This is a genomic window from Vibrio olivae (assembly GCF_042428525.1).
GTDB lineage: Bacteria > Pseudomonadota > Gammaproteobacteria > Enterobacterales > Vibrionaceae > Vibrio > Vibrio olivae.
In genome coordinates this window covers 1,955,312-1,966,812 of sequence record NZ_JBHMEP010000001.1, presented here as the reverse complement: position 1 = coordinate 1,966,812, position 11,501 = coordinate 1,955,312, and the positions used below count along the sequence as shown (strand labels likewise).

Annotated in this window: 12 protein-coding genes; 8 read left to right on the top strand and 4 right to left on the bottom strand. The window is 46.2% G+C overall.

The annotated features are described in order from the left end of the window. Positions 1–23: 23 nt before the first annotated feature. Positions 24–473: a CBS domain-containing protein gene (locus tag ACFFUV_RS09100; RefSeq protein WP_390191416.1), complete on the bottom strand. Its 450-nt coding sequence runs from the start codon at positions 471–473 to the stop codon at positions 24–26. 277 nt (positions 474–750) lie between these two features. Here ACFFUV_RS09100 and queA point away from each other — a divergent pair, with 277 nt between their 5' ends. From queA to mepA, 7 genes are all read left to right on the top strand, one after another. Next, positions 751–1,809 carry a tRNA preQ1(34) S-adenosylmethionine ribosyltransferase-isomerase QueA gene (gene queA / locus ACFFUV_RS09095; protein ID WP_390191413.1) on the top strand — a complete coding sequence of 353 codons (1,059 nt, stop codon included), beginning with the start codon at positions 751–753 and terminating at the stop codon, positions 1,807–1,809. A 146-nt stretch (positions 1,810–1,955) separates the two neighbouring features. Beyond that, complete coding sequence (gene tgt, locus ACFFUV_RS09090; protein ID WP_390191410.1) at positions 1,956–3,086, top strand: tRNA guanosine(34) transglycosylase Tgt; 1,131 nt, start codon at positions 1,956–1,958, stop codon at positions 3,084–3,086. A 117-nt stretch (positions 3,087–3,203) separates the two neighbouring features. Further along, a complete protein-coding gene (gene yajC, locus ACFFUV_RS09085) occupies positions 3,204–3,533 on the top strand; it encodes a preprotein translocase subunit YajC (protein WP_390191407.1) in 330 nt (109 codons plus the stop codon). Positions 3,534–3,554: 21 nt separating this feature from the next. Continuing rightward, positions 3,555–5,411 carry a protein translocase subunit SecD gene (secD, locus tag ACFFUV_RS09080; RefSeq protein WP_390191406.1) on the top strand — a complete coding sequence of 619 codons (1,857 nt, stop codon included), beginning with the start codon at positions 3,555–3,557 and terminating at the stop codon, positions 5,409–5,411. Between the two features lie 15 nt (positions 5,412–5,426). Further along, positions 5,427–6,374, top strand: a complete 948-nt coding sequence (secF, locus tag ACFFUV_RS09075) for a protein translocase subunit SecF (protein WP_390191404.1) — start codon at positions 5,427–5,429, stop codon at positions 6,372–6,374. A gap of 123 nt (positions 6,375–6,497) precedes the next feature. Then, on the top strand, positions 6,498–6,836 hold the full coding sequence (locus ACFFUV_RS09070; protein ID WP_390191401.1) for a tautomerase family protein: 339 nt from the start codon (positions 6,498–6,500) through the stop codon (positions 6,834–6,836). Positions 6,837–6,845: 9 nt separating this feature from the next. Continuing rightward, a complete protein-coding gene (gene mepA, locus ACFFUV_RS09065; RefSeq protein WP_390191400.1) occupies positions 6,846–7,709 on the top strand; it encodes a penicillin-insensitive murein endopeptidase in 864 nt (287 codons plus the stop codon). A gap of 52 nt (positions 7,710–7,761) precedes the next feature. Here mepA and ACFFUV_RS09060 read toward each other — a convergent pair whose 3' ends face one another. The 3 genes from ACFFUV_RS09060 to rdgC all read right to left on the bottom strand — a co-directional run bounded on the left by ACFFUV_RS09060 (position 7,762) and on the right by rdgC (position 10,512). After that, entirely contained in the window at positions 7,762–8,016 is a 255-nt protein-coding gene (locus tag ACFFUV_RS09060; RefSeq protein ID WP_390191398.1) for a YfhL family 4Fe-4S dicluster ferredoxin, read from the bottom strand. A gap of 2 nt (positions 8,017–8,018) precedes the next feature. Continuing rightward, positions 8,019–9,419, bottom strand: coding sequence for a prephenate-dependent tRNA uridine(34) hydroxylase TrhP (gene trhP / locus ACFFUV_RS09055; RefSeq protein WP_390191396.1), 1,401 nt, complete (start codon positions 9,417–9,419; stop codon positions 8,019–8,021). Positions 9,420–9,597: 178 nt separating this feature from the next. Further along, positions 9,598–10,512, bottom strand: coding sequence for a recombination-associated protein RdgC (gene rdgC / locus ACFFUV_RS09050; protein ID WP_390191395.1), 915 nt, complete (start codon positions 10,510–10,512; stop codon positions 9,598–9,600). A 291-nt stretch (positions 10,513–10,803) separates the two neighbouring features. On the opposite strand from rdgC, the gene phoB reads away from it, so the two are divergent. Further along, positions 10,804–11,493 (top strand): phosphate regulon transcriptional regulator PhoB, encoded by a 690-nt coding sequence (phoB, locus tag ACFFUV_RS09045; RefSeq protein WP_390191394.1) that lies wholly within the window; start codon positions 10,804–10,806, stop codon positions 11,491–11,493. Positions 11,494–11,501 lie beyond the last annotated feature (8 nt).

Sequence of the window (11,501 nt, the reverse complement as noted above, 5' to 3'; positions counted from 1 at the left end):
CTACAGTGGTGGCAGCCTTGGGGTTAGAAATCGGAAATATTTTCTTCAGGTTCCACTTCTTCCTGTAATTCCAATAAATTAATCGCAATAGCGACAAAGTCACTGTCTGTAATGATGCCGACTAACTCACCATGCTCGACGACGGGTAAGCAGCCAATTTTATGCTTTTGCATATACAGCGCACTCTCTTTTAACCCTGCACGTGGCGTGACGGTCATGATTTTTGAACGCATGACATCACCAAGGGGCGTACTTAATGTGTACTCTTGATTATTTGGCACCTTATGCAGGCTAGATTCTTGAGCGGCAAGAACGTCACGATGGGTGACGATGCCGAGCAGTTTTTTATCGGCATCAATAATCGGAATGTGGCGAATATCGAGCTTATTCATACTTGCTTTGGCATCTTCAAGGGTGTTTGACCGCAAGAGCGTGTGTGGATGACGGGTCATCATGTCTTCAATTTTGATCATGGCAGACTCCTGTGCTTCTTTATGTTTTTATTTATTCTTAATATAGCCTCGCACACCGAGCAAAGTTGGGACTTAGTTCGTTTTTACGGGCAATGATATGGATAAACCCGCCTTGATTGAGGTGGGTCAATTTTCCTTTCGCTTACAATAAATCTGTGGCCGATTCTTGCTATTGTATGCGGCGTGCCTATACTAGTCGGCTGCGAAAAGCATCGCGAAACCACGGCCCTTCATGTGAAGAAAAGCCAATCCGTTGTAACCAAACAAGATGAATACCATGCAAGTATCCGATTTTCATTTTGATCTCCCTGATGAGCTCATAGCCCGCTACCCGCAACCTGAAAGAACCGCGAGTCGATTATTACAGCTTGATGGCAACACCGGGGCGCTCACGGATGGCACCTTCAAAGACGTATTGAATCAAGTTCAGCCGGGTGACTTAATGGTATTTAACAACACGCGAGTGATCCCAGCGCGTTTGTTTGGCCGTAAAGCTTCAGGCGGAAAATTGGAAGTGCTGGTCGAGCGTATGCTTGATGAGCATTCGATTTTGGCGCACGTTCGATGTTCAAAATCCCCTAAACCAGGCTCGATGATTCTGCTTGGCGAAAATGATGAATATGAAGCGCAAATGGTGGCTCGTCACGATGCGCTATTTGAACTGCGATTTACCAGTGATAAAGCAGTATTAGATATTCTCAATGAAGTTGGTCACATGCCGCTTCCGCCTTATATCGACCGTCCTGATGAAGATGCAGATAAAGAGCGCTATCAAACGGTATACAACCAAAAACCAGGTGCTGTAGCCGCCCCGACTGCCGGATTGCATTTTGATGATGCCTTACTTGAACAAATCAAAGCCAAAGGTGTCGAATTTGCTTACGTGACGCTACACGTGGGTGCGGGCACTTTCCAACCGGTACGCGTTGAGAACATTAACGACCATCACATGCATGCTGAATATGTTGAAGTCTCACAAGAGGTGGTGGACGCTATTCACGCGACAAAAGCACGCGGTGGGCGCATTATCGCTGTGGGGACGACATCCGTGCGTTCTTTAGAAAGTGCGGCGCAACATGCGAAGCAACAAGGGGCCGATTTACAACCCTTTTTTGACGATACCGAAATCTTTATTTACCCCGGTTATGAATACCAATTGGTTGATTGTTTAATTACCAATTTTCATTTGCCCGAATCAACTTTGATTATGTTGGTCAGTGCATTTGCTGGCTATGATCACACCATGGCGGCTTACCATCATGCCGTGGAGCAACAATATCGCTTCTTTAGTTATGGTGATGCGATGTTTATTAATAAGCAGACGACAGCTGCTTAGTCAGCGTTAACGCGCAGAGATATCGAGTGCTAGCAGTAGGCTAGAAAAAGGACACTCCTTTTTTCGCATGGAATTGGCGACCGCTCTTCATGGGCTCACTACCCACTAAATAGACTGTCAGACTGTTTCTCTGACACGGAGGCTTCGTGAAGTTACAATTTACATTGAATAAAAAAGACGGCAATGCACGTCGCGGCCAGTTAAAGTTTGAACGCGGCACAGTGCAAACGCCAGCGTTTATGCCTGTTGGTACTTACGGTACGGTGAAAGGCATGACACCAGAAGAAGTCAAAGGCACTGGTGCTGAAATTCTTTTGGGAAATACCTTCCACCTTTGGCTGCGTCCTGGTCAAGAAGTGATGAAAATGCACGGCGACTTGCATGATTTTATGAATTGGCAAGGTCCTATCTTGACGGACTCGGGCGGTTTCCAAGTTTTTAGTCTCGGTGATATTCGTAAGATCACTGAAGAAGGTGTGCATTTCCGTAATCCAGTCAATGGTGACAAAATCTTTATGGATGCCGAGAAATCGATGGAAATCCAAAAAGATTTAGGCTCTGACATCGTGATGATTTTTGATGAGTGTACGCCGTATCCAGCCACTCATGATGAAGCAAAGAAATCGATGGAGATGTCTTTGCGCTGGGCACAACGCTCACGTGATCATTTCGACAAACTGGAAAACCCAAATAACTTGTTCGGAATAGTTCAAGGTGGCGTATACGAAGATTTACGTGATATTTCGGTAAAAGGCCTAACTGAAATAGACTTTGACGGTTACGCAGTCGGCGGACTGGCTGTCGGTGAACCCAAAGAAGACATGCACCGCATTCTTGAACATACTTGTCCTCAGCTTCCTGAAGATAAGCCGCGTTACCTTATGGGCGTGGGCAAACCAGAAGATCTGGTTGAAGGGGTGCGCCGTGGTATTGACATGTTTGATTGTGTGATGCCAACCCGTAATGCGCGTAATGGCCATCTGTTTGTGACAGGGGGTGTGATCAAGATCCGTAATGCGACACATAAAACCGATACTTCGCCTCTGGATCCGCACTGTGACTGTTACACTTGCCAGAATTATTCGAAGTCGTATCTTCATCATTTGGATCGTTGTAATGAAATTCTTGGCGCGCGCTTGAATACCATCCATAACCTGCGTTACTACCAACGCGTGATGGAAGGCATTCGTCAAGCGATTGATGAAGACCGTTTCGATGAATTTGTGACTGAATTTTATGCTCGTCGTGGCCGTGAAGTGCCACCTCTTGGCAAATAATTAATCGATAGCACGTTATTTTTGAGAGTTCGATCTCTAATCGATACACTGACGATTGAAAGCAACGTGCTTCTCCCCAACTTGTTGGATTATCAATAAATAATAGAGGATGTTTTAATGTTTATTTCTCAAGCTCATGCAGCGGCTGAGGGTGCTGCACCTGGTGGTGGTTTTGAAATGTTGATCATGTTGGCGATGTTCGCTGTGATCTTCTACTTCATGATTTACCGTCCTCAAGCAAAACGCGTTAAAGAGCATAAAAACCTAATGGCTTCAATGGCTAAAGGTGATGAAGTGCTTACTACGGGTGGCTTAGTGGGTAAAATCACTAAAATTGCAGAAGACAATGACTACCTAAGCATTGAGCTAAACCCAAATAATGAAATCGTCGTTAAGAAAGATTTTGTTACTGCCGTGCTGCCTAAAGGTACACTTAAATCTCTATAAAACAGCTAGAGGATCCTCGCTGTGCTAAACCGTTATCCATTGTGGAAGTATTTGATGGTGGTGTTTGCCATCGCCATTGCTGCACTTTATGCACTTCCAAATCTATACGGTGAAGATCCGGCTATTCAAGTTACAGGGGCGCGTGGCGCCTCTGTAGATATGTCAACGCTGGATGCTGTCACCCAAGCTCTTGATGAAAAGAGCCTTTCTCATAAATCCATTGCTCTCGAAAATGGATCGATTCTTGTCCGCTTTAACGATACAGACACTCAAATCAGTGCGCGTGACGTCATCAGCGAAGCACTGGGCCAAGATACAATTGTTGCTTTAAACTTAGCGCCTTCTACTCCTAACTGGCTTGAATCTGTCGGCGCCGCGCCGATGAAGCTGGGTCTTGACCTTCGTGGTGGTGTACATTTCTTGATGGAAGTGGACATGGATGCTGCGATGGAAAAATTGGTTAGTCAGCAAGAAGAAGCGTTTCGTTCTGAATTGCGTGATGAACGTATTCGCTATCGTGCCATTCGTCCGTCTGGCTCTGATGCGGTTGAAATTGTTCTGCGCAATCGTGAACAAATGGAGCAAGCCAAAGACATTCTGGTCGATAAACACCGCGATATGACGTTTGTTGAATCCAGCGCTGGTGGACGTGCGGCATTAGTCGCCAACTTTACTGAAGAGCGTCTGCAAGAAATCCGTAACTACGCCGTTGAGCAAAACATTACGATTTTACGTAACCGTGTTAACGAGCTTGGTGTCGCTGAGCCATTGGTTCAGCGTCAAGGTGCGAGCCGTATTGTGGTTGAGCTGCCTGGTGTTCAAGACACGGCGCGCGCGAAAGAAATTTTGGGTGCGACCGCAACGCTTGAGTTCCGTGAAGTCGATTCCAAAGCGGATCTGTCTGCGGCTGCCAGTGGCCGAGCGCCAGCCGGTAGTGAAATCAAGCAAGATCGCGATGGGCGCCCTGTTGTGCTGAAAAAACGCGTGATTCTTGGTGGTTCAAGCATTACCGATGCTAGCTCCAGTACCGATGAATATGGTCGCCCACAAGTGAACATCTCGCTCGATAGCGAAGGTGGTAGCAAGATGTCAGCGTTCTCTAAAAAGAACATTGGCAAGCTTATGGCAACCGTATTTGCTGAGTACAAAGACAGTGGCAAGCGTACCAAAGAAGGTAAAGTCATTCTTACTAAGCATGAAGAAGTGATCAACCAAGCCACGATTCAATCGGCGCTGGGACGCAACTTCCGCATCACGGGTATCGATTCTGTTGCTGAAGCGCATAACTTAGCCTTGCTGCTACGCGCGGGTGCATTGATTGCGCCTATCTCGATTGTTGAAGAGCGTACTATTGGTCCTTCAATGGGTCAGCAAAACATTGATATGGGTATTCAAGCGTGTGTTTGGGGCATGGTCGCAGTTATGCTGTTTACGCTGCTGTACTACCGTAAATTTGGTTTGATTGCCAATATGGCACTGGTCGCGAACTTAGTGTTGATTATTGGTGTGATGTCGATGATTCCCGGCGCGACGATGACGCTACCAGGTATTGCCGGTATTGTTTTGACCGTCGGTATGGCGGTGGATGCTAACGTGCTGATCTTTGAGCGGATTCGTGAAGAGCTTCGTGATGGACGCAACCCACAACAAGCGATTCATCAAGGTTATGCGAACGCCTTTAGTACCATTGCGGATGCCAATATCACCACATTAATCACGGCAATCATTCTATTTGCTGTGGGCACTGGTGCGATCAAAGGCTTCGCCGTGACTCTGTCTATCGGTATTCTTACATCCATGTTTACCGCTATTATCGGCACCCGTTGTGTGGTGAACTTGATGTATGGCGGCAAGCGCGTCGATAAACTGTCGATCTAAGGCTAGGAATTTATTATGTTTCAGATTCTAAAACCGGGCAAAATGATCGACTTTATGCGTTGGTCTAAGTTTGCCTTCTTCTTCTCAATCCTGATGATTGCCGCGTCGATCTTTACCCTTTCCACGAAGTGGTTGAACTGGGGGTTGGATTTTACAGGTGGTACTCTGATTGAAGTGCGCTTTGACCAACCTGCTCAGCTTGAAGATATTCGTAGTGCGCTAGAAGTTGAAGGCTTTGGCGATGCAACGGTACAAAACTTTGGCTCTGCGCGTGACGTTATGGTCCGTATGCGCCCACGTGAAGATGTGTCAGGGGAAACTCTGGGTAACCAAATCATTACGGCAATTCACCAAGGAACAGGTAAAGACGTTGAGATGCGTCGTATCGAGTTTGTAGGGCCGAATGTCGGAGATGAGTTAACAGAAGCGGGCGGCCTCGCGATTCTGGTCTCTTTAATCTGTATTTTGATTTATGTTTCGATGCGTTTTGAGTGGCGTTTAGCTGCTGGGGCTGTGTTGGCTTTGGCGCACGACGTGATCATTACGTTAGGCGTATTCTCATTAATGCAGATTGAAGTCGATTTGACGATTGTCGCGGCGCTACTCACGGTTGTTGGTTACTCACTCAACGATACCATCGTTGTCTTTGACCGAATTCGTGAGAACTTCCGCAAGATGCGCAAAGGTGAACCCGCTGACATTATGAACAGCTCAATCACCCAAACCTTAAGCCGTACTTTGATTACTTCGGGAACAACCTTATTTGTTGTTATCGCGTTGTTTACTCAAGGTGGCGCGATGATCCATGGCTTTGCGGCTGCATTATTAATGGGTATTACAGTCGGTACATACTCATCTATTTATGTTGCATCGGCCTTGGCATTGAAACTGGGTATCACCAAAGAGCACTTGATGCCTCCACAAGTGGAGAAAGAAGGTGCTGAATTTGATGAAATGCCTTAATGCTATTTAGGTGATAAAAAACCGCAGTCTCGGCTGCGGTTTTTTTATATCTGCGAATATCGCACTTTGAATAAGTGCTTGTTACTATGAATAAAATGATAAAAATTTAAAAGGAAGCTTGTCATGCCACATCTACGTTTTCGCGCAGTTGAGCCACAAATGGTTCAACTTCTTTCTAAATCTCTCATTGATGAGCTTGAGCCGCATATGCAGTGCCCACGTGAGGATTTTACCTTTGAATACATCTACACTACGTTTTATCACGAAGGGAAAGTGACTCAAGCTTATCCTTTTGTTGAAATTTTATGGTTTGACCGCGGGCAAAAGACGAAAAACGCGGTCGCCGAAATAGTAACGCGCCAAGTACGTGATGTGTTTGGCAGTGATCTCGATGTTGCGGTTATTTTCACGCCCTTAAATGGCAGTGACTACTACGATAATGGCCAACACTACGGCTCATAAGGAGACAACATGGCAAGGTGGAAATGCGCGAGTGTAGTGTGGGGCGCCTTGTCATGGTTTAGCTTTGCTCATGCGGCAGATACGCCGTGGGAGCATATGAGCGCTCCGTCCGATGACAAACTACAAGCGATCGGTGGTTACGCCAATGGCTGCATAGCTGGTGCTCAACGTTTGCCTTTGAAAGGCGAGGGGTATCAAGTTTTGCGCCCTCAACATCACCGTTATTATGGGCATGCTTCAACCATTGCTCTGGTTGAGAAACTGGCCAAACAAGCTCAGCAGCAGCTTGGCGTACAAATTTTGGTGGGGGATATGTCACTGGCGCAAGGGGGGCGTTTTTCATCTGGACACTCCAGTCACCAAACGGGGCTTGATGTCGATATTTGGCTGCGCCTTGCCTCCAAACCGCTTAGTGTAAATCAACTTGCCGTTCCAACCCCTTACAGTGTCGTCAATGTGCCCGCTTACCAATTGCGATCAGATAAATGGCAGTCCCAGCATTTTGAATTAATTAAAATGGCAGCCAGTGAGCCTCAAGTGGCGCGAATTTTCGTTCATCCGGTGATCAAACAGCAATTATGTGCTGAGGAAAGCGCCACCGGGGGCGAGCGGTTGTGGCTGCGTAAGGTACGACCGTGGTGGGGGCATAATTACCATTTCCATGTAAGGCTGACCTGTCCGAAAGGGGATTTTTTATGTCACAACCAAGCTCCTCCCCCTAAGGGAGATGGTTGTGGAGCGGAGCTTGCTAGCTGGAAACCTAAGCCAAAGATTGAATCGCCACCGAAAGTTGTGACCGCCAAACCGAAAAAGCGAAAACCGCCAACCCTGCCAGCGATGTGTCGAGCGTTATTGAGTCGAGTTGCCCATTAAGCATAAAAAAAGCGCCAGTAGAAACTGGCGCTTTTTACGAGTGAGGATGGCGTTAAGCGAGGCCCTGAATAATCACAAATTTCTCAAGCAATTGCTCTTCGGTTTCCAAATGATTGGGATCGGTGATAATACATTTGCTAATAGGGCACACCGATTGGCACGTTGGCTTTTCATAGTGACCTTTGCATTCAGTACACAGGTCAGGGTCTATTTCAAAGATAGAGTCACCCATAGAGATCGCGCCATTCGGACATTCCGGATCGCACATATCGCAGTTGGTGCATTTATCGGTAATCAACAATGCCATAATTATTTGCCTGTTGGGTTACGCGTATCCTGACCTAAGTTGAGGTTACGCATCAATAATGCATATTCCAAGTCCAACTCTTGTGGAACAGGAATAAACACAAAGTGGCCGTTGCCTTTGGCGTCCTCGACCGCTTGTGATTTGCGGTTCTCCATCGCTTCTAGCGTGAAGATTACGTTACCTTTTGGTGTCATTAACTCAAGGCTATCACCCACCAAAAATTTATTCTTCACTTCAACTTCGGCCAAATCACCACGGCGCTTGCCTGTAAACTCACCGACAAACTGCTGAGAGTCTGAAACGGAATAACCGTAATCGTAGTTTTGGTACGTATCATGAGTATGACGACGTAAGAAACCTTCGGTATATCCGCGGTGAGCAAGGCTTTCCAGTGTACTCATTAGGCTTTCATCAAATGGTTTGCCTGCAACGGCATCATCAATTGCCTGACGATACACTTGCGCAGTACGAGCACAGTAGTAGAACGACTTGGTACGGCCTTCAATTTTGAGTGAGTGAACCCCCATTTTTGTCAAACGGTCTACGTGTTGAATTGCACGTAAATCTTTAGAGTTCATGATGTAAGTGCCGTGTTCATCTTCAAACGCCGCCATTTTTTCTTCTGGGCGATGGCTTTCTGAAAGCAATACCACTTCATCACTTGGTTTACCAAGGCCGATGGTATTGTCTGGACGCTGTTCTTGCACTTCAATCGCTTGTGCTGCAGAGGGATCAAACTGCTCGACAATTTGACCAGCGTCGTCTTCTTTGCCTTTTTCTACTTTGTATTCCCAGCGACACGCGTTGGTGCAAGTTCCTTGGTTTGGATCTCGTTTGTTGATGTAACCTGAGAGTAAGCAACGGCCAGAGTAGGCCATACAAAGCGCACCATGAACGAACACTTCGAGTTCGGTTTCAGGACAGTGCTGACGAATTTCTTCGATTTCTTCAAGTGAGAGTTCACGAGAGACAATCACACGTTCAACACCATTCGCCGCCCAGAATTTTACCGTTGCCCAGTTCACCGCGTTGGCTTGTACGGACAGGTGAATTGACATATCAGGGAAGGCTTCACGAACCATCATGATAAGACCAGGATCGGACATAATCAGGGCATCTGGACCCATATCAACAACAGGTTTTAGGTCGCGAATGAACGTTTTGAGCTTTGAGTTATGTGGCTGAATGTTACACACCACGTAAAACTTCTTACCTAAAGCGTGGGCTTCATCGATGCCGATCTGTAGGTTTTCGTGGTTGAATTCGTTGTTACGTACACGCAAGCTGTAACGTGGTTGCCCGGCGTAAACCGCATCAGCACCATAGGCAAACGCGTAACGCATGTTTTTTAAGCTGCCTGCCGGAGACAATAGCTCAGGCACAAAAGGAGTTTGGGTTGTCATTGTGGTATCTCTAATCTGATCTCAAGTCAGGCTAATCCCACCTAATGGGATTAGAAAGGGCGCAAATTTTACGTCAAAACGTGACCGCTGACCAGATTAAACACGGACTAATTTTAAGGCTTTGTGGCGGTAAGAAACAAAAAAGCCCGCGTTGGCGGGCTTTGGAGAAGGTCAGGTATTATTCACTTTGAGCAGGCAATCCACCCAACGCTTGATACAAGCTCGGCAAGAAAGCGCTAAACTCGCCACACATCAAAGACAAATCGGCATCGAGGCGTGCCGCTTGATCTTCACGGGGAATATCTTCATTTTGGTCTTTGATGTCATCTGAGAATTTCAGGCGCTTGATGCTGCCATCTTCAGTAAGTACGAACTCTAGACGATCTTCCCAACTCAAAGCCAATTTGGTGACGACTTTATCTGCATGGATGTGGCTCAAAATTTCATCACAGGTCAATTCTTGATTCTTACAGCGAATCACACCACCATCTTCTAGCAAGGATTTGAGTTCGGCTTCATCTTGAAGCGTTAAACCAGTTGGTGCATCACCCGTTTTGACCCACTCTGTGAGGGTGGTTTCGATCGCTTGTTCCGGAATCGCAGGAACGACAGGCAGGCTTCCCATGGTTTTACGCAACAGCGCTAAGACTTCTTCCGCTTTTTTAAAGCTGCCTGCATCCACCAAGATAAACCCTTGTTCAGGCATAATTAACACAAAGCTGTGGCTGCTACGGCTAAAGGCGCGTGGCAACAAGTCCATGATGATGTCTTCTTTTAGCGTATCTTTCTCGGTTTTTTTAAGAGGGCGGCCTTCCTCTGCTTCCATAGCATCGACTTTCGTCGAGAGTGACTCTTTAATTACCTGTGCTGGCAGCATTTTCTCTTCTTTTTTGGCACAGATAAGAATGCGGTTTTCTGACACATGCGTCATCATGTCGCCGTGTTTACCCAATGCGGTCACCCAACCGAATTTTTGTTTGTCTTGGCTACCACAAGGCGTAAAGCGAAATTCTTCTAACTGCTTTTCTAGTTGCTCAGCATTAAATTCAATATCGCGATTAAAACGATATACCAGACAATTTTTAAACCACATAATTCTTCTCATAGCGAAATACAGAAGCGCAATGATAGGCAATTTTGACGGTCATGTGTTAATGGAATTTCAAATTCTGGGCTTAACACTCAAAGTTACCAACGCAGAAAAAACTCGGTAAATTACTGATGAAAAGATGTGAAGTTTGTTGGTACTCGTGACGACAGTTATATGAAAATTTGTTTGCAAAGGTCACAAAAGTGTCATAATTGCTAGTGATAATGCGTAGTGTTGGCAAAGGCTTATAACTGAAAGAAATTCAGAACACTTAACTAAAAAGGTTCCTTAATTATGTCGAGAAGGATTCTGGTCGTTGAAGATGAAGCACCTATCCGTGAAATGTTGTGCTTTGTTCTTGAACAGAAAGGTTATCACGCAATCGAAGCGGAAGATTATGACAGCGCGGTGACCAAACTTGCTGAACCCTTTCCTGATCTGGTTTTACTTGACTGGATGTTACCTGGTGGTAGTGGGATTAACTTTATCAAGCACATGAAACGTGAAGAGCTAACGCGCAACATTCCTGTTGTTATGCTAACGGCTCGTGGTGAAGAAGAAGATAAAGTTCGTGGGCTCGAAGTGGGAGCCGATGACTACATCACCAAGCCATTCTCACCCAAAGAGCTGGTGGCCCGTTTAAAAGCCGTGATTCGCCGCGTAACGCCAACCGCACTTGAAGATGTTATTGATGTGCAAGGTTTGAAATTGGATCCTGTCTCTCATCGCGTTACAGCAAATGAGTCGCCTCTTGATATGGGGCCGACTGAATTCAAAATGCTGCATTTCTTCATGACTCACCAAGAGCGTGTCTACAGTCGCGAACAGCTGCTGAATAATGTGTGGGGCACCAATGTTTACGTCGAAGATCGCACGGTTGATGTTCATATTCGGCGCTTACGCAAAGCGCTAGAATTGGCGGGACATAATAAATTGATTCAAACGGTACGCGGCGCAGGCTACCGTTTTTCGACAAAAGCTTAACCATCAAT